This is a genomic window from Streptosporangium sp. CA-135522, assembly GCF_050949235.1.
Classification (GTDB): domain Bacteria; phylum Actinomycetota; class Actinomycetes; order Streptosporangiales; family Streptosporangiaceae; genus Streptosporangium.
Map to the genome: position 1 here is coordinate 9,795,817 of NZ_CP192026.1, position 18,164 is coordinate 9,813,980.

Sequence of the window (18,164 nt, forward strand, 5' to 3'; positions counted from 1 at the left end):
GTCCCCACCCCTCGCCTGGGAGAAGGCGCGCGCCGTGGCGGGGAAGGACGCGGGCGGCGCCGGGATCAGGAACCGACCCTTTTGCCCTGCCGGTGCCAGGTGACCACGACGGCCGGCCGGGGCTGGCTGGTGCCGCCGTCGGGCCAGTGGCTGCTGGGGGCGTCGGGGGTGGCCCCGTCGGTCTCGCCCGGGTGCTGGACCGCCACGAAGACGCTGCGCTGGTCGGGGCTGACCATCGGGCCGCAGGTCTCGGCGCCGGTCGGAACGCTCAGGAACTGGCGGAGGTAACCGCGCTCGGGACCGCGGACCGGCATGGCGAAGAGCCCGTCGTGGGCGCCGAGCTGGTTGCCGTCGGTGGCGATCCAGAGGTTGCCCTCGGCGTCGAAGGCGACGTTGTCCGGGCAGGAGATCGGCGAGACCTTGCTCTTGTCGAACCCGCCGAAGTAGGTCGAGGGGTCGTTGGGGTCACCGCAGATCAGCGGCAGGGACCAGGTGAAGGTCGTCGCGCCGGCGTCGTTGCGGCGCTCGGAGATCTCCAGGATGTGGCCGTGCTTGTTGGACGGACGCGGGTTGGCCTCGTCCACCTGGGCCGGGGCCCGGCTGGAGTTGTTGGTCAGCGCGACATAGACGCCACCGGTCACCGGGTTGCGCTCCACGTCCTCGGGACGGTCCATCTTGGTCGGGCCGACCTTGTCGGCCGCCAGACGGGTGTAGACGAGGACCTCCTGGGCGGTCATCCCGGGCACGTGCGAGACATCCCCGCTGACCAGCGGGATCCACTCGCCGGAACCGTCGAACTGGCCGTCGGCGGGCAGCTTGCCGGTGCCGTCGATCTCCCCCGCCGGGCTGTCACCGGTGAACTTGGCCACGTACAGCGTGCCCTCGTCCAGCAGCGTGCGGTTGTGCCGGTCGAAGCCGGGGATGTAGCGATCCTTCGAGACGAACTTGTAGACGTACTCGAACCGGGAGTCGTCTCCCATGTAGACCACGACGCGGCCGTCCCTGGCCAGGGAGGTGGTGGCGCCCTCGTGGGCCAGTCGGCCGAGGGCGGTGCGCTTGACCGGGGTGGAGTCGGGGTCGAACGGGTCGATCTCCACGATCCACCCGAACCGGTTGATCTCATTGGGGTGCTTGGCCAGGTCGAAGCGCTCCTCGACCCGGTCGAAACGGCGGCTTCCGGACGGGATGCCGGTCGTGGCGCTCATGCCGTACCGGGTGAGGAAGGGCTTCTGCGCCTCGGGCACACCGTTGCCGTTGACGAAGTACTGGGGGAAGTTCTCCTCGCCGCTCAGCACCGTGCCCCATGGGGTGGTGCCGCCGGCGCAGTTGCCGAGCATGCCGACCGGCCCGGTGCCCGCCGGGTCGGCGGCGGTCTTCAGCAGGTCGCTGCCCGCGGCCGGGCCGCTGAACTCCATCTGGGTCTGCGCGGTGACACGCCGGTTGTAGCGGCGGCGGCCCCGCGTGACCAGCTTCCACTGGCCGGACCGGCCCACCCGCTCGATCTCGACCACCGAGCCGCCGTGCGCGGCCAGCGCGATCCTGATCTGCTCCTCCGGCGCGGCGGTGCCGTTGGTGTAGCCGCGGAACATCAGGTTCTCGTCGGTGTACTCGTGGTTGGCCCAGAGCAGGCCGCGCTGGCGGCCCAGCGGGAAGAAGGTGACGAAGTCGTTGTTGTAGCCGAACTGCCCGGCCTGGGCGGCGGCGGTCTGGTTGTCGAAGTCGAACGCCGGGGCATCGGGCAGCACCGGATCGCCCCAGCGGACCACGGGCGCCGATTCGTAACCCTCGGGAACCGTCACCTTGTCGTCGTTGTTCGGCGGGACGGCGGTGAAGCGGAGAGAGCCCCCATCCTGGCGCCCTCCGAAGCCGAAGTCCTGCGCCTGCGTGTCGGGATCGGCGGCGGCCGGGACCGCGGTGGCGACCCCCACACCGACCGCGAGGGCGCCGAGGGCACCGGCGCGAAGCACACCGCGGCGGGACATCGCCTCGGCGACCACGTCGCCGAAGTAGGTGTTGCCGCTGGTGTTCGACACGTCGTGCGCGCACTGGTTGCCACAGCGGAACTGACAGGTCAGCGCGCTTCGTCCACCCTTGTGGGGGCTGGTGAGCAGCGGGAGCGGTCTGCGCGGCGACGGGTTCGCCACAGGGGCCTCCAAGAGTGTGCGCGGTCGTTCAGGCCGGGACGCTACGGCTACCAGTAGAACCCGGGGTGAACGATGTTTGCCCGCTTGATGAACCGTTCGCCGCAATCGTTCGGCGTGCCGAACGGGCATGATTGAGAGCGTGCCACCTTACAAACCCGACCCCGTCAAGGTTCGCGCCGCACTGGACACCCAGCTGATCGCACTCGACGAGCCCTCCTACGACGGATCCGGCGAGCTCGCGGCGTTGCTGACGGCCTGCGTGACGGTGACGCTACGGGCCTACGAGCGGCGGATCCGGCCGGAGCGGGAGATCGCGCGCCTGGCCGTACGGCACCTGCTGGACCGGCTGGCGAGCGCCGCTCCCGGGCGAACCGTCGAGGTGCGGGTCCCCCCGTACGCGGCGGTGCAGTGCGTGGAGGGCCCCCGGCACACACGGGGCACCCCGCCGAACGTGGTGGAGACCGACGCGCAGACCTGGCTGGAGCTCGCCACGGGACGGCGGGCATGGGCGGAGGCCGTGGCGGCCGGAAAGGTCGCCGCCAGCGGGGCACGGGCCGACCTGTCGGACCACCTGCCCGTTGTGTGACCCCCGGACGCCGGAGTCCGCGTCAGGCGACCGGCGCCCGCGGAGTCCACGTCAGGCCACCGGCGCCCGCGGGGTTTGCGCCCGGTGGCGGATGCCGCCGGGAGCCCAGGGCGGCGAACGCCCGGGCCGGGTGACCGCGGGCGTGCCTCCTCACCCACTCAGGGAGTGGTCTGGATCTGGACGCCGAGCCTTTGTTCGAGGCAGCGCTGCTGGAGATCCGCCGGCAGGCCCATGCAATCGCCGATCCTGCTGTAGAGCCAGCTCAGGAACACCACCGCGATGATCAGCGTCAGGGCGCTCAGGACGATGCCCACCCAGGCGCGGCCGCGGTTGGAATTCTTGGCGACCGCGACGATGCCGAGGATCAGGCCGACGATGGCCGTCAGCGCGCCCAGACCGCACACGACGAGCAGGAAGAGGCTCACGATGCCGAGCACGAGCGCGGCGGTGCCGAGCCCTCCTCCCCCTCGTCCACGCGTCCAGTCGGCCCCCGCCGGGGGCGCCGGGTACGGTGTGCCGCCTGGATAGGAGGGATAACCCGGCGGAGCCTGGTACGGCTGGCCCGACGGGTAGGTCATGCCTGCCTGAGGCGGGTAGGCAGTGCCGCCGGGCGGGGTGGCGTAGGGCGGTTGCCCGGACGGCTGCCCTGGTGGACCGCCGGGCGGGCTCGCGTGGGCGCCCAGAGGGGGAAAGGCGTCGGGAGAGCCCGGGGTCGGGGTGCTCTCCTGCGGGGACTCCTCGCGCAACGGTTCACGACGGGTGGCGGAGGCGGGCTCTCCGTACGGGCCCGGGGGCTCCGAAGGGGCGCCGTACGAGGACGAAGGACCTCCGTACGGACCCGAGGGGCCCGCGGGAGCGCCGGACGAAGAAGCCGGGGAGGCGTCGGGCCGCGGCGTCGAGTCCGGCGGAAGGGTCCCCGCCGGCCGTTCCGGCCACTCGGGCTGCTCCGGCTGTTCGAACCGCTCGGGTTGTTCGGGTTGTTCGGGTTGCTCGAAGCGCCCGGACCGCTCAGGTCGTTCAGGCTGTCCGGGTTGCTCGGAGTACCCGGGGTGCCCGGGTGTCCGATGCGAGACCGCCGGGAAGCCCTCGGGGGACGTCGGCGGGTCGTAGCGGGAGGGCTGGGCGGCACCTGGGGGCAGGTCCGTGCCGTCCCCCCCGTCCGGGGCCTGCGCCTCCGAGGCGCTCTCCCATCCGGGATAGGCGGCCGGAGTCGCGCCGGGAACCGGATAGGACTGAGATTCGGCCGCCGGGGCGCCCGGCGGCTCGAAGGTCTCCGTGACGTCCGGATCAGCCTGGACCGGCTGGGGAACCTCCGGCGCGGTGGGCACGTCCGGGTGTCCGGGCAGCGACGGCTCCTGCGGGGTGGATATCGGTGGCCACGCCGGAGGCTCGCCAGGGCCGGCGGGCGCGGGAGGCCGCGGCGCGGGTTCCTCGGTCTCGCCGGGTTCCTCGGTCTCGCCGGGTTCTCCCGGCTCCGGCGGCTGCGTCGAAGCCGGCTCACCCCAGGAGGCCGCGGGCTCCACGGGCCGGCGCGTGGGGTCGGCCGGATCGGGTGACGACCAGGTGGAGGGGTCGTCCGGGCGGAAAACCGTACGGTCGGAGTCGGAGGTGGCCGGCTCGGCCGTTTCTTCGGAGATGCCAGAGGACTGCTCCGAGTCCGCCCTCTCTCGCGCGGATCGCCGGTCCCGCGGCTCCTGCCGCGGGTCGGGCTGGTTGGGGTCCTCAGGTGTTGTCACGTCTTTTCTCCCGACCCGTAGGCATGCCGGATACCTCAGACTCCCCCGCGCTTTCGCGATGAAACAGGCCGACACGGCAAAACCCCGACTATTGTTCGGTCTAGGTGCGACAGTGGGGCGACCCGGACCCGGGGTGCGAGCAATGGACAGGCCGACCTAGACTGAAGCATGTGCTGAAGGGCGACGGCCATCTGAGCCATGACCTTGACCCCCATGACCGACCCCCGAAGGACGCATGTGGCGTCTTCGGCGTTTGGGCACCGGGGGAGGAAGTCTCCAAACTCACCTACTACGGGCTGTACGCGCTGCAACACCGCGGTCAGGAATCCGCGGGCATCGCAGTCAGCGAAGGCAGCCGCATCCTCGTCTACAAGGACATGGGCCTCGTCGCCCAGGTCTTCGACGAGTCGGTGCTAGGGACCCTCCGCGGCCACCTGGCCATCGGTCACTGCCGTTACTCGACCACCGGGTCGAGCGTCTGGGAGAACGCCCAGCCGACGCTCAGTTCGACCGAGGACGGCGGGCTCGCGCTGGCCCACAACGGAAACCTGATCAACACCCCGGAGCTGGCGCAACGCCTCTCCCCGGGCGTGACCAGAGCGACCACCGACACCGAGGTGCTGGCGGCGCTGCTGGCCCAGGATCGCAGCCAGCCCATCGATGATGCCGCCGCGGCGCTGCTGCCGCAGGTCAAGGGCGCCTACTCGCTCGTCTTCATGAACGAGTCGACGCTGTACGCGGCCCGCGACCCGCAGGGCATCCGCCCGTTGGTCCTGGGACGGCTGGAGCGCGGCTGGGTCGTCGCCTCCGAGACGGCCGCCCTGGACATCGTGGGCGCCACTTTCGTGCGCGAGATCGAGCCCGGTGAGCTGATCACCATCGACGAGCGCGGCGTGCGGTCCCGCAAGTTCGCACTGGCCGAACCCAAGGGCTGCCTGTTCGAATACGTCTACCTGGCCCGGCCGGACACCACGATCGCCGGGCGCGGCGTGCAGACCACCCGCGTGGAAGTCGGTCGCGTGCTGGCCCGTGAGCATCCGGTCGAGGCCGACCTGGTCATTCCGACGCCCGAGTCGGGCACCCCCGCCGCCGTCGGCTACGCCGAGGAGAGCGGGATCCCGTACGGCCAGGGCCTGGTCAAGAACTCCTACGTCGGCCGGACCTTCATCCAGCCGTCCCAGACGATCCGTCAGCTCGGCATCCGGCTCAAGCTCAACCCGCTGAAGGAAGTTGTCGCGGGCAAGCGCCTGGTCGTCGTGGACGACTCGATCGTGCGCGGCAACACCCAGCGGGCGATCGTCAAGATGCTGCGTGAGGCTGGGGCGCGCGAGGTCCACGTCCGCATCTCCTCTCCCCCGGTCTCCTGGCCGTGCTTCTACGGCATCGACTTCGCGACCCGGGCCGAACTGATCGCCGGTTCGCTCAGCGTGGAGGAGATCCGCGCCTCCCTTGGCGCCGACTCCCTCGGATACATCTCCCTGGAGGGCCTGACCGAGGCCACCACGATTCCCGCCGAGCGGCTCTGCCGCGCCTGCTTCGACGGCGTGTACCCGATCGCCATCGACCGCGACAACGTGGGCAAGTACGTCCTGGAGGCCAAGCTGTGAGCCGGCACGGCACCTCGGTCGTGCGGCCGGCGAAGGAGGACGCATGACCAGCTACGCCGCTGCCGGTGTGGACATCGACGCGGGCGAGCGCGCCGTCGAGCTGATGAAGGAGAAGGTCGCGCGGTCGCGGCGGCCCGAGGTGATCGACGACGCCAGCGGCTTCGCCGGGCTCTTCGACGCCTCGGCCCTGCTGAGCTACAGGCGGCCGCTGCTGACCACCTCGACCGACGGGGTCGGCACCAAGGTCATGCTGGCGCAGGCGCTCGGCAAGCACGACACGATCGGCATCGACCTGGTCGGCATGGTCGTGGACGACCTGGTGGTCTGCGGCGCCGAACCGCTGTTCATGACCGACTACATCGCCTGCGGGAAGGTCGTCCCCGAGCGGATCGCCGAGATCGTGGGCGGCGTCGCCGAGGGCTGCCGCCTGGCCGGCTGCGCCCTCGTCGGCGGCGAGACGGCCGAGCATCCCGGGGCCATGGGCGCCGACGAGTACGACCTCGCGGGCGCCGCCACCGGTGTGGTCGAGGCCGACAGGATGCTCGGCCGGGACCGGGTCCGCGAGGGTGACGTGGTGTTGGCGCTGGCCTCCTCCGGCGTTCACTCCAACGGCTACTCGCTGGTTAGGCACATCATCAAGCTCGCCGGTCTCTCCCTGGAGGCCGAGCTCGACGAGCTCGGCCGGACCCTGGGCGAGGAGCTGCTGGAGCCGACCCGGATCTACTCTCTCGACTGCCTGGAGCTGGCCCGTTCGCTCGACGTCCACGCCTACGCGCACATCACCGGCGGAGGCCTGGAGGGCAACCTCTCCCGCTCCCTGCCGCCGACGCTGGACGCCCTGTTGGACCGCTCCTCCTGGACCCCGCCTGCCGTTTTCGAGGTGCTCGCGGGACACGGCAAGGTGGCCCAGGCCGACATGGACCGCACCTTCAACCTGGGTGTGGGCATGGCGGCGATCGTCCCCGCGGACGCCGTGGATCCGGCCCTGGCCCTGCTCGAAGAGCGTGGCCTGCCGGCATGGGTGCTCGGCGAGATCGTCCCCGGCGCCGGCCGGGCGCGTTACCGCTAGACGGGCGTCAGCACTAGACGGCGTTACCGCTGGACGGGCGTTACCGCTGGACGGAGAGCCCGAGGGACAGAGTCGGGGTCGGGAGGGCGGAGGCGGCGTCCGGCTCCCGGCCCGGCCCCTGACCGACCTGGCCGCACGGGCGCCGGACCGGCCGCACGGGCACCGGCTGGAGTGATCGCGCGGGTGCCGGAGCAGCCGCCATGGATACCGGGCGGCCTGGCCGCACGGGCACCGGCCGGGCGGCTCGCCTCGGACATGCCGAACAGCGCCCCGGATCACCGGAGCGCTGTCAACGAACTGACGCGCGCGGAGAAAACACCCGGCGGCTTTCGGCCACCGGGTGTCCTGCTCATGCTCAACCTGAAGTCCGCCTAGCGGCGGCCTGGCGTCCCTTCGTCCCGGTCGCCTCCGGAACCGAAGTCATCGGCGTAGTCGGCGTACCGATCCGCCAGTTCATCGTAGGAGTCGTTGGCGTCGTCATTGTGGTTGGAGTCGTCTCTGACTCCGAGCTCGTCGCGAAGACGCTCAAGATCAGTGCCACCGCTGTTGTACTTCAGCTGGCGAGCAACCTTGACCTGCTTGGCCTTTGCTCGGCCGCGCCCCATTGGCTCGACCCCCTCGTGTGGGGTCGTGCCCGACCCCTCGTCGCTAACGCACCACGCACTGACGCCACCTGACTTGAGGCGTCAGCTCTCGTTCGACTACAACCGTACCTGTTTTACGCCCGGCTCGGTACGCCGTATGGGCGTGAGGGGCTAGTGGCCTAGCCAAATGCCCCTAATTCGCCCGACTTCCGACATTCTGCGTTCGGCTAGCCTATCGGCTGCGACAGCCGGGGGGACGCCATCCTCCGCCGCCACGGCAAAAATCTTGAGAGTCGTGTCGTAGATCTGCGTCGCCTTTGCCTTGGCCCGTTCCATGTTGAACCCCTGGATCTCGTCCGCCACCTGGATGACGCCGCCGGAGTTGACCACGTAGTCGGGCGCGTAGAGGATGCCCCGATCGGCCAGCTCCTTCTCCACGCCCGGGTGGGCCAGCTGGTTGTTGGCCCCGCCGCAGACGATCGTGGCCCGCAGTCGGGCGACCGTGTCGTCGTCCAGCGCCCCGCCGAGCGCGCAGGGGGCGTAGACGTCGATGTCGGCCGCGGTGAGCTCCGTCTGGTCGGCGACGACCTCCACCCCGGGGTGACGCCGCCGGACCCGCTCGACCGCCTGCTCGCTGACGTCGCAGATCACCACTTCGGCGCCGTCCTCGACGAGGTGGTCGACCAGGCGGTGCCCCACCTTGCCCACGCCCTCGACGCCCACCCGCCTGCCGCGCAGCGCCGGCGCGCCGTAGGCGTGCTGCGCCGCGGCCCGCATGCCCTGGAACACACCGTAGGCGGTCAGGATCGACGAGTCGCCCGCCCCGCCGTTGGCCACCGTACGGCCGGTCACGTAGGAGCTCTCACGGGCCACGATGTCCATGTCCTCGCTGTAGGTGCCCACGTCACACGCGGTGAAGTAGCGGCCTCCCAGGGACTGCACGAACCGGCCGTAGGCGCGCAGCAGCGCCTCGTTCTTGTCCGTCGCGGGGTCGCCGATGATGACGGCCTTGCCGCCGCCGAGGTCGAGCCCGGCCAGGGCGTTCTTGTAGGCCATCGCCCGCGAGAGGTTGAGCACGTCGGCCAGCGCCGCCTGCTCGCTCTCGTAGGGGTAGAACCTGGTGCCCCCGAGGCTCGGGCCGAGGGCGGTGTTGTAGATCGCGATGATCGCGTGGAGGCCGCTGTGTTCGTCGGAGCAGAAGATGACCTGCTCGTGCTTGGCCTGTCCGCTTGCGGGGCTGGTGTCCTTGTGGGACAGCCCGAAGACGTCGGTCACGGTGGTGACTCCCGGTCGTTCAGGTCCGCCGCTCCATCGCGGCGGAGATCACTCTCAGCGTAACCACAACTCGGGACGGAACGATGGGAGTAACGGCTCGTTCTCAGCACCCGAGACGCGACAAGCGACGCCACGGCCCACACAGGGTCGATACCGGACAACAGCAGGTCCTTCGTGACACGATGCGGTCGTGTTGCCCTATGCCGCGTACCTCCGCGTCTACGAACCGCTGACCGCGTTCACCCCGTCGGAACGTGTCTCGTGGGCCGCCTACGCCGAGGCGGCCGACCGGCCCCGCCGCGCGAGCGCGCTCCACGCCGAGCACGGCGAGGCGGTCCGCCGCCTCCTGGGGGTTCCCCCCACACCGGCGCCCGCCCAGGAGAGCCCCAACGCCTATCTCAGGCGCGTGGAGGACGTGCTCTACGTCTGCCCCTGGCAGAGCAGGCTGAGATCGTGGCTGGCCTTCTCGCGCTTCCGCGGGACGACTCCGGTGAGGCTGATGGAGCGGTTCGTGCCGATCTCCGTCGCCGAGCAGACGGCCGACGACTTCGACAGGTTCAAGCGCCGCAGCGGCTCGGCCGCCCTGCGCACCAACATCCGGACCTCGACATGGCACGTTCCGACGTCGTGGTTCGTCCCCTTCGACGGCAACGAACGCTGGCTGGTCCTCGACGGGACACAGGGTCCCGGGGGCGCGACCACCACACGTAACCTCATCTACGTCACCTCCATGGCCCACGCCCGGCGCCGCAGCGCCCGCGCCCTGCAGATCATCCGCAGACAGGTGGGCGAGGTCCCGGTGACCGCCGAGGTCGAGGAAGTGGCGCGCTGGCTGGAGGAGTTCCACCCGCACTCGCTGGTCGAGCTCGACTACGGCGGGATCGTCCACCTCATGGACGACGAGAAGCTCCAGGCCGACCAGTCCGTGGCGGAGATCGCGGCGGCTCTCACGGGTCTGGAAACCGGCGAGGAAGAGTTGGCCTTCGCCATGTATCAGCGGGTGATTCTCCGGTGGAGATCAATACAACTTCTCGAATCAGCAAACTGAGTCGCAAATCATCCCTCTGACCTGCATAAGTAGTTCGGTCGATGACCGGCGACACGTCTACGAACTGAGTAGTTTGCCGTTTTCACTGCGATACCACGAAACGTGTCGCTAGAATCACCGAGCGTGACAACAACAGGTGCACAAGAGAGATGAGCCACTCAAAGGCTCGCCAATCGCTCTACGTGGCTGTATGGTCACATCGGGTGATGCCGCATATGGTCCGAACAGCCGCACGCAAGGGGCCATAAGGGGACATCCGTGACAAGCGTCAAGTCGCAGGATCGCTGTCGCCGGTCCACATGGAGGAGAGGCCGCACAAATGTCAGCTCGTACACCCGAGGCAGAGCCGCTGCTCACCCCGGCGGAGGTCGCAACCATGTTCCGCGTCGATCCCAAGACCGTTACACGGTGGGCGAAGGCCGGCAAGTTGACGTCCATCCGCACCCTGGGTGGACACCGCCGCTACCGGGAGACCGAGGTTCGCGCGCTGCTCGCGGGGATTCCGCAGCAGCGCTCCGAGTAAGACGGGGGCCGTCACGGACCTAGGGGGAACCAAGTGCGCGCTCACCGCATGAGCGCGTAGGCCACACGGGTTGTTTGTGGGGAGCGGCGTCGCCCGCCCGGCGCCGCCCCGGCACGGTTCCGTACGGCTCCCCTCGACCCTTCCCGCACCCGCGGGCGGCTAGGACGTCTGTTCGCGGATCAGATCCCCCAGGAGCTGCTCGACCTGGGGATCGCGGTCGGCGGCCACCCGGAGCAACGCCACCATCTGGTCGACCAGCATGCTTTCGAGCCTGGGCCGCTCGATGTCCCGATGCTCCAGCCAGTCGAGGCCGGCCGTCTCCACGGACGCGATCCACGAACGCAGGGTGATGCGCAGCACGGGCCTCGGCTCGTGAACCCGCATCTGTTTCATGATCAGGCGGAACAGGCGGTGCCGGACGCTGTCGACGATCTCGCCGATCTCGCCGCTGCGGTTGGCGGGGCCGCCCTTGAGCAGCGCGGCGAAGCCCGCCGCGTGCTCCTCGACGAAGTCGAAGTAACGCGTCAGTCCCCCGGCGAGCTCGTCGAGCGGGCGACCGCCGTCAACGGGTTGCAGCCTCGCCTCGAGCTGGGCGGCGGCGCTCCTCAACGCGGCGACGTAGAGCTCCTGCTTGCCGCCGAAATAGTGATAGACCAGGGCTCGCGACGCTCCGGCCGCCGAGGCCACGTCGTCGATGGAGACGTCCTCGGCGTCTCGCTTGCTGAACAGCTCCAGGGCCGCGGCCATGAGCTCCTCACGACGCCGGTCCACGCTGAGTCTGCGCCGCGCCGGTCGCGCGCCCTCCGCCGCAGGTTTGTCCTGCTTGGCGGCTTCGGATGTCGAACCCACAGTCCGCACACTATCGGAGTCGATCCGGACGGCGGTGCCGTCAAGATCGGAGTTCCCTTGGGTGGAACCCGTACCCCATTAGGAACTCGATCGTTTTGAGTGACAGGTGCCCATCCACCATCCCGGGGGAGAGCCATGTCAGGACCACCGGTCAACACCACCGTCACCCGAGCCCGCGGGTTCGCCGAGCCCGTCTCATCGGACGGCTGCGGCCCACGCCCACGGCCCACGATCCGCAACGTGGCCGAGCGGGCCGGTGTCTCCAAATCGCTGGTATCGCTCGTTCTACGCGGTTCGCCGCACGTCAGCGAGCATCGCAGGCAAGCCGTACTACAGGCGGCCAGAGAACTCGGCTACCGGCCCAACGCGGTCGCGCGCAGCCTGGTCGAAGGCCGCACCCACCTGGTCGGGGCGCTCGTCGCCGACCTGCACAACCCGTTCTACGCCGAGTTCCTGGACGGCCTGCAGGAGAGTCTGCACGGCGACGGGCTGCGACTGCTCATCGGCAACAGCCAATGGGATCCGGCCTTCGAGGACGAGGCGGTCGAGGCGTTCCTGGAACTGCGGGTCGACGGGCTCGTCCTGCTCGGCATCGCGCCCACCAGCGAAACGCTCATCGAGGCCACCGGCTACACGCCGACGGTCGTGGTGGGCGAGCGCGACATCGATCTCGGGGGCGTGGACATCGTCGTGGACGACGACCAGCTCGGCGCCCGCCTGGCGATCGACCACCTCGTGGGGCTCGGTCACCGCCGGATAGCCCACATCGAGGGCAGCCGTTCCTCTTCGGGACGGTTCCGGTGCGAGGGCTACCTCGTGGCGATGCGCAGGCACGCACTGGCGCCGTACATCATGGTCGAGCAGGGCGACTGCACCGAGGAGGGCGGCGCGGGGGCCGCGCGGAGCCTGCTCGGCCGCGACCCACGGCCCACCGCGATCTTCGCCGCCGACGACGCGGTCGCCATAGGAGTGCTCTCCGCGGCGGCCGAGCTGGGTCTACGGGTGCCCGAGGACCTATCTGTAATCGGTTACGACAACACCCACCTCGCGGCGTCCCAGCCGATCTCGCTGACCACCGTCGATCAGCCCCGCCGTGCCATGGGGCGCTCGGCCGCGGCGCTGCTCAGCGACCGGATCGGCGATCCCGGCAAGACCTCGCGCCTGCGGCAGGTCACCCCCGAGCTCGTCGTACGGCGCAGCACGGGCCCCGCGCAGGGCTGAAGAACCCGCCTGGAGCGTTGCACAACGCCCAGGCGGGTCATAGGACTCGTCAAGTTCAGGTCAACCATCGAGGGGACGACGGAGCCCTGGTGTTGACTCTGGCATGACGAGGGGGTAACAATGCGTGATCCAGAACTGGTGTCATGCGCCCAGCGCGCGGCCGCCGAGCTCGAGCGGGCGTGGGCGCACTGGCGGGCCACCCGAGGCCGCAGCGGGGACGCCGGGGCCGAGTCCGTGGCGAGTTACGTGGCCCATTCGATCGACCATCCATGGGGGCGTCCACGCGTGGTCCTGGGACTGGACGCCGAGGACGCCAGGGAGCTCGCCTCGCTCCTGCAGAAGCAGGAGGCGGGGGAACACGTCTGGTGATAACGGCTGAGTCACGACGCCGGGCCACGTAGGTTGGGTGGTTGACGGATTCCTTCGAGGGGGATGAGCGTGACCAGCAAAGCATTCGCGGCGGCCCTTGTGTTGTGCGGTCTGAGCGCCGCCGCCTGCGGTAACACCGCGGGCGGCGCCACCGCGGGCTCGGCCCGGAACGAAGAGCCCGCCTCCCGAACGGCGACCCAGGCGACCCCGGCGGTTCTGGCCACCGGCTCCAGCCCGACGGCGGGCAAGAGCCTCGCGGCCAAGCCGCTCGCCAAGCCGCTCAGCGGCAAGGTCGTGGTCGTCGATCCCGGCCACAACGGGCTCAACTACAAACACCCCTCGAAGATCAACAAGCAGGTCAACGTCCTGACCCAGTGGAAGGCCTGCGACACCACGGGCACCGCCACCAACAGCGGCTACAGCGAGGCCGCTTTCACCTGGGACGTCTCCCAGCGCCTGGTCAAGATCCTCCGGGACCGGGGCGCGACGGTGAAGCTGACCCGCCACGACAACTCCGGTGTGGGCCCGTGCATCACCGAGCGGGCGGCGATCGGCAACAAGGCCAAGGCGGACGCCGCCATCTCGGTCCACGCCGACGGGGCGAGCGCGTCCGGCCACGGCTTCCACGTGATCATGCCCAAGAAGATCAACGGCCCGGTCGACCCGGTGGTGGACGCCTCCAGGAAGCTCGGTCTCGCCGTTCGCGCCTCCATCAAGTCCGTCGCCGGCATGCCGTACTCCACCTACGTCGGCAGCAAGGCCCTGAGCTTCCGCGACGACCTCGGCGGCCTCAACCTCTCCACCGTTCCGAAGATCTTCGTCGAGTGCGGCAACATGCGGAACGCGGGCGACGCGGCCAAGTTCCAGGATCCGGCGTTCCGGCAGAAGATGGCCCTCTCCCTCGCTGATGGAATGCAGAATTACCTCAAGTAATGCGTGGTCTGGGCTGGCTTGGCATGATCTGAGGCATGACTGACCTCCTGCCGCTTCCTGTCATCTTCGAGCCTGCCGGTGGATCCTTCGAGCTCTCTCCCGGCGCGTCCGTCTCCGGTCCCGCCGAGTTGGTGGACGGGGTACGGCTCGCACTGGCCACGCTGGACCTGCGCCCCGCGGAGGCGGGAGCGGTCGTGGTGGAACGGGACGCGTCGCTGGGCTCGGAGGCGTACACGCTGGAGGTGACCGCCGAAGGCGTGCGGATCGCGGCCGCGGACCGGGCGGGGGCCTTCTACGCGGGCCAGACTCTGCGGCAGATGCTTCCCCAAGGGGCGTTCCGGACGGTCGCCGGGCCCGGCTGGACCGTTCCGTGCGGCCGGGTGGAGGACGCGCCCCGATTCCCCTGGCGCGGGGTCCATCTCGACGTGGCACGGCACTTCATGCCCAAACGCGAGGTGCTCCGGATGGTCGACGTCATGGCGGTGCACAAGCTGAACCGGCTCCACCTGCACCTGGTGGACGACCAGGGCTGGCGGGTCGAGAGCCGGGTCGCCCCCAGGCTGCACGAGGTGGCCTCGCACCGGCCGCGCACGATCATCAGCTACTACGGGGAAGAGCCTGCCTACGACGAGGTGCCACACGGCGGCTACTACACGCTGGACGACCTCACGGAGATCGCCGCCTACGCCCGGGCCCGGGCCGTGACGATCGTGCCCGAGATCGACGTGCCGGGACACGCCTCGGCGATCCTCGCGGCCTATCCGTCGCTCGACGCGCGGGCCACGGGTGGCCGGACGCCCGAGCCGTTCCCCGTGCTGGACCGGTGGGGCATCTCCCCCGCGATCCTGTCCCCTCTCCCGCCGACGATCGACTTCCTCACCGCGGTGATCGACGAGATGCTCGGGGCACTGGGCGAGACGCCGTACGTGCACGTCGGCGGGGATGAGTGCGTGCTCGACGACTGGGCCGCCGCGCCGGAGATCGTCGCGTTCCAGGAGGAGCTCGGGCTGGAGGGCCCGAGCGATCTGCACGCCTGGTTCCTACGGCGCCTGGCGGACGTGCTGGCCGAGCGGGGCAGCCGGGCGGTCGTCTGGGACGAGGCGTTCGTCAGCGGCATGCTGCGACCGGACACGATCGTGATGCCGTGGCGCGGGACGGGGGTGGCCCGGCGCGCCGCCGAGGCCGGGCACGACGTGGTGCAGACACCCGTCTTCCCGCTCTACTTCGACTACGCCGAGGCCGCGTCGGAGGAGGAGCCGATCGCCATCGGCGACGCGATCACCGTGTCGGACGTCGCGGCGTTCTCCCCGGCGCCGGAGTCGTGGACGGCCGAGCAGCGGGCGCGGGTGCTGGGAGCGCAGTTCCAGCTGTGGAGCGAGCGCCTGCCCGACGGCCGGGCGGTGGACTACCGCGCCTGGCCGCGGGGCTGCGCGCTGGCCGAGGTCGCATGGTCCGGCGCGGCCGGTCCGGAGTTCGCGTCCCGGCTCGAAGGACACCTGGGCCGCCTGGACGCGCTGGGGGTCGAGTATCGCCCACCGGCCGGCCCGCGCCCCTGGCAGCTCGGCGGGGCCGGCCACCGCCGCCATCGCCCGGGAGCCGTCAGGGTGGACAAGAGCATGAAGCACCTGGAGGAGCTGACCCACCTCGCCGACTCCACCCGGCCCAGCGTGTGAGGTCCTCCTGATCCTCCCGGTCCTCTCGACCCTCCCGGTCCGCCCGGCCTCGAACGACCGGGCGGACCGGGAGGGGCCGGACGGTTCGCCTCACGGCCCCGGCGGTCGGCGGGCTCCCCGCGGCGCCGCCGTACGAAACCGGCGGCCGCGGCGCCGCCGTACGAAACGAGTCCGGGTCAGCCGGCCACCTCGTAGCCGGCTTCCCTGATGGCCGCGCGGACGGCGGCGGCGTCCGGAGAGTCGCCGGAGACGTCCACCCGGCCGCTCTCCAGGTCGACGTCCACCCCGGTGACGCCGGGGACCTCGCCGACCTCTTCCTTGACCGAGCTCACGCAGTGGCCGCAGGTCATGCCGGTGACGGTGTATGTGATCACGCTCATCGCGCCTCCAATGCCGAGATTACCCACCCAGGGTATTACTCAGGTCGCCGTGCGGCCGATGATTTCGCGCAGGTCGGCGGCACCGTGACGGCGCAGGCGGCGGGCGAGTCCGCGGTGGATGCGGTGGGCCCACAGGGGTCCCTCGTAGATCAGCGCACTGTAGCCCTGGACCAGGGTGGCTCCGGCGAGCAGGCGCTCCCAGACGTCGTCCACGTTCTCGACGCCGCCGACGGAGACGAGCACCAGGCGGTCGCCCACCCGGGCGCGCAGCCTGCGTAGCACCTCCAGCGAGCGGGCCTTCAGCGGGCGCCCGGACAGACCGCCGGTCTCGGTGCTGGAGACGCCCTCGCGGCTGATCGTGGTGTTGGTCGCGATGATGCCGTCGAGACCGAGCTCAAGAGCCAGGTCGGCGACCGCGTCGACGTCGGTGTCGGCCAGATCGGGAGCGATCTTGACCAGCAGCGGGGTGCGCTTGGGGGTGCCGTCGGCGACCTCCTTGACCGCCCTGAGCAGCGGGCGCAGCAGCTCGACGGCCTGAAGATCGCGCAGGCCCGGGGTGTTCGGTGAGCTGACGTTGACGACCAGGTAGTCGGCCAGCGGGGCCAGTTCCTTGGCACTGGCCACGTAGTCGTGGACGGCCTCGGACTCGGGCACGACCTTGGTCTTGCCGATGTTGACGCCGACGATCGCCGGAACGCCGCGAGGTCTGCGCAGCACCCGGGCGGCGGCGCTCGCGCCGGCGTTGTTGAAGCCCATCCGGTTGATGATCGCCCGATCCGAGGCCAGGCGGAACAATCGGGGCCTGGCGTTGCCCGGCTGGGCGTGCGCGGTGATCGTGCCGACCTCGACGTGGCTGAAACCGAGCGCGGACATGGCCTCCACGCAGGCGGCGTCCTTGTCGAAACCCGCCGCCAGCCCGAACGGGCCGGGGAAGTGCACGCCGAAGGCCTGCACGCGCAGGGCGGGGTCGCGCGGCGCGAGGCGGCGGTGGACGAGCCGCTTGACCACGGGCGTCACCGAGAGAAGGCGGAGCGCGCCGACCGTCAGATGGTGCACATCCTCCGGGTCGAAGCGGCTGAGGACCTGCGTGAACACGAATCGATACATCACCGATCAGGTTAGTCCCCCGGCGGCGCGGGGTTCGCCTCGGCCGTACCGGCGGGTCGGATCAGCAGGTGCCGGTCGAACCGGAGCAGCCGCAGCAGGCGGAGCACCGGGTCCGGAGGGCGGCCGATGACCAGCACGCCACCCCGGCCGCGCACGTGCTCGTCCGCCCACAACAGGGTCCGGACGCCGGCGCAGTCGAGAAAGCCCACGTGGGCCAGGTCGAGCCTCACCTCGGCCGAGGTGAGGGCGCCCATGACACGTCGCAGCTCGGGGCCGGCGGCGACGTCGAGATCGCCGTGGACGGAGATCTCGGTGCCGTCGTTACCGGCCGCCGACGAGGTGAGGACGATCAGCGTAATTCGCCGGCCCCTTCGCCGAGCACCTCGGCCGCGAGGTCGGCCACCCTGCGGCGACTGTCCCTGGCCTGCTTGCGCAGGCCGGTGAAGGCCTGCGCCGCGGTCAGGTCGTGCTTGCCCATCAGGTAGCCGACGGCGCGCTCGATGACCACTCGGTAGTCGAGGGCGTATTGGAGCTGGTCGGCCAGCGCGCTCTTCTCCTCGGCGGCCATCGCCGCGGTGAGGAGCTGCTCGATCACGTCGGCGTAGGCCTTGAGGGCCTGGATATCCGACTCATCCCATTCGTAGGGTTCGGACTGGTAGACGTTCAACGTGCCCACCGGGTCCCCGCCAAGCCGTACGGGCACTCCGGCGACCGCCCGCACCTCGAGGTGAAGCCGGTCGGCGAGCTTGGGCCAGCGGGGATCGACCCGCACGTCGGAGGAGGTGACCGGGGCGTTCTCTTCGTAGGCGGACACACACGGACCCTGGCCGAGATGAAGCTGGGCGCCCTCAAGGCTGCGCCCCCGGTCGTCGGTGGTGACCAAGTAGCGCAGGTCTTTCCCCTCTTCCGCGAACATCAGACCCGCGCCCGAATAGCCGAACAACGTGTTCACGACGTCAACGGCCCGCTCGAGCTGGTGGACTATGCCTGTCTCGGGAGAGGTCGTCTGGAGCCGTCTTAGGCTGGCGACCAGCGCTTCCGGGTCAATGTGCGTCATATG

The 18,164-nt window shown here is 70.3% G+C and carries 18 protein-coding genes; 9 read left to right on the forward strand and 9 right to left on the reverse strand.

All coding sequences use genetic code 11. The annotated features are described in order from the left end of the window. Positions 1-65: 65 nt before the first annotated feature. A complete protein-coding gene (locus ACQPYK_RS45990) occupies positions 66-2,144 on the reverse strand; it encodes a PhoX family protein (RefSeq protein WP_433246859.1) in 2,079 nt (692 codons plus the stop codon). 139 nt (positions 2,145-2,283) lie between these two features. Here ACQPYK_RS45990 and ACQPYK_RS45995 point away from each other — a divergent pair, with 139 nt between their 5' ends. Beyond that, positions 2,284-2,730, forward strand: a complete 447-nt coding sequence (locus tag ACQPYK_RS45995; protein WP_433246862.1) for a sterol carrier family protein — start codon at positions 2,284-2,286, stop codon at positions 2,728-2,730. 158 nt (positions 2,731-2,888) lie between these two features. On the opposite strand, the gene ACQPYK_RS46000 is transcribed toward ACQPYK_RS45995, so the two are convergent. Next, positions 2,889-4,466 carry a hypothetical protein gene (locus ACQPYK_RS46000; protein ID WP_433246865.1) on the reverse strand — a complete coding sequence of 526 codons (1,578 nt, stop codon included), beginning with the start codon at positions 4,464-4,466 and terminating at the stop codon, positions 2,889-2,891. Positions 4,467-4,636: 170 nt separating this feature from the next. Here ACQPYK_RS46000 and purF point away from each other — a divergent pair, with 170 nt between their 5' ends. Both purF and purM read left to right on the forward strand, forming a co-directional pair. Beyond that, positions 4,637-6,073, forward strand: coding sequence for an amidophosphoribosyltransferase (gene purF, locus ACQPYK_RS46005; RefSeq protein WP_433246868.1), 1,437 nt, complete (start codon positions 4,637-4,639; stop codon positions 6,071-6,073). A gap of 43 nt (positions 6,074-6,116) precedes the next feature. Continuing rightward, entirely contained in the window at positions 6,117-7,142 is a 1,026-nt protein-coding gene (gene purM, locus ACQPYK_RS46010; protein ID WP_433246871.1) for a phosphoribosylformylglycinamidine cyclo-ligase, read from the forward strand. 371 nt (positions 7,143-7,513) lie between these two features. Here the strand turns inward: purM and ACQPYK_RS46015 are convergent, their stop codons facing one another. Together ACQPYK_RS46015 and ACQPYK_RS46020 are read right to left on the reverse strand one after the other, a co-directional pair. Next, positions 7,514-7,747: a DUF3073 domain-containing protein gene (locus ACQPYK_RS46015; RefSeq protein ID WP_433246874.1), complete on the reverse strand. Its 234-nt coding sequence runs from the start codon at positions 7,745-7,747 to the stop codon at positions 7,514-7,516. Between the two features lie 150 nt (positions 7,748-7,897). After that, on the reverse strand, positions 7,898-9,001 hold the full coding sequence (locus tag ACQPYK_RS46020; protein WP_433246877.1) for a Glu/Leu/Phe/Val family dehydrogenase: 1,104 nt from the start codon (positions 8,999-9,001) through the stop codon (positions 7,898-7,900). 190 nt (positions 9,002-9,191) lie between these two features. On the opposite strand from ACQPYK_RS46020, the gene ACQPYK_RS46025 reads away from it, so the two are divergent. Continuing rightward, complete coding sequence (locus tag ACQPYK_RS46025) at positions 9,192-10,049, forward strand: hypothetical protein (RefSeq protein WP_433246880.1); 858 nt, start codon at positions 9,192-9,194, stop codon at positions 10,047-10,049. A gap of 319 nt (positions 10,050-10,368) precedes the next feature. After that, positions 10,369-10,572, forward strand: coding sequence for a developmental transcriptional regulator BldC (gene bldC, locus ACQPYK_RS46030; protein WP_013133571.1), 204 nt, complete (start codon positions 10,369-10,371; stop codon positions 10,570-10,572). A 159-nt stretch (positions 10,573-10,731) separates the two neighbouring features. Here bldC and ACQPYK_RS46035 read toward each other — a convergent pair whose 3' ends face one another. Next, positions 10,732-11,421 (reverse strand): TetR/AcrR family transcriptional regulator, encoded by a 690-nt coding sequence (locus ACQPYK_RS46035; RefSeq protein ID WP_433246883.1) that lies wholly within the window; start codon positions 11,419-11,421, stop codon positions 10,732-10,734. Positions 11,422-11,556: 135 nt separating this feature from the next. Here ACQPYK_RS46035 and ACQPYK_RS46040 point away from each other — a divergent pair, with 135 nt between their 5' ends. The 4 genes from ACQPYK_RS46040 to ACQPYK_RS46055 all read left to right on the forward strand — a co-directional run bounded on the left by ACQPYK_RS46040 (position 11,557) and on the right by ACQPYK_RS46055 (position 15,617). Then, positions 11,557-12,642, forward strand: a complete 1,086-nt coding sequence (locus tag ACQPYK_RS46040; RefSeq protein ID WP_433246886.1) for a LacI family DNA-binding transcriptional regulator — start codon at positions 11,557-11,559, stop codon at positions 12,640-12,642. A 120-nt stretch (positions 12,643-12,762) separates the two neighbouring features. Then, entirely contained in the window at positions 12,763-13,011 is a 249-nt protein-coding gene (locus ACQPYK_RS46045) for a hypothetical protein (protein ID WP_433246889.1), read from the forward strand. 69 nt (positions 13,012-13,080) lie between these two features. After that, positions 13,081-13,944: an N-acetylmuramoyl-L-alanine amidase gene (locus ACQPYK_RS46050; protein WP_433246892.1), complete on the forward strand. Its 864-nt coding sequence runs from the start codon at positions 13,081-13,083 to the stop codon at positions 13,942-13,944. Positions 13,945-13,979: 35 nt separating this feature from the next. Further along, positions 13,980-15,617 (forward strand): beta-N-acetylhexosaminidase, encoded by a 1,638-nt coding sequence (locus ACQPYK_RS46055; RefSeq protein WP_433246895.1) that lies wholly within the window; start codon positions 13,980-13,982, stop codon positions 15,615-15,617. 176 nt (positions 15,618-15,793) lie between these two features. Here ACQPYK_RS46055 and ACQPYK_RS46060 read toward each other — a convergent pair whose 3' ends face one another. Genes ACQPYK_RS46060 through ACQPYK_RS46075 form a run of 4 tightly spaced genes read right to left on the reverse strand, consistent with a single transcriptional unit; the run spans position 15,794 to position 18,161 of the window. After that, entirely contained in the window at positions 15,794-15,997 is a 204-nt protein-coding gene (locus ACQPYK_RS46060; protein WP_433246898.1) for a heavy-metal-associated domain-containing protein, read from the reverse strand. Positions 15,998-16,036: 39 nt separating this feature from the next. After that, on the reverse strand, positions 16,037-17,104 hold the full coding sequence (locus tag ACQPYK_RS46065) for a quinone-dependent dihydroorotate dehydrogenase (RefSeq protein ID WP_433246901.1): 1,068 nt from the start codon (positions 17,102-17,104) through the stop codon (positions 16,037-16,039). 11 nt (positions 17,105-17,115) lie between these two features. Next, positions 17,116-17,463 carry an STAS domain-containing protein gene (locus tag ACQPYK_RS46070; RefSeq protein ID WP_433259112.1) on the reverse strand — a complete coding sequence of 116 codons (348 nt, stop codon included), beginning with the start codon at positions 17,461-17,463 and terminating at the stop codon, positions 17,116-17,118. Then, positions 17,454-18,161 (reverse strand): GAF and ANTAR domain-containing protein, encoded by a 708-nt coding sequence (locus tag ACQPYK_RS46075; protein WP_433246904.1) that lies wholly within the window; start codon positions 18,159-18,161, stop codon positions 17,454-17,456. The genes ACQPYK_RS46070 and ACQPYK_RS46075 overlap by 10 nt, the downstream gene beginning before the upstream one ends. Positions 18,162-18,164: the final 3 nt, after the last annotated feature.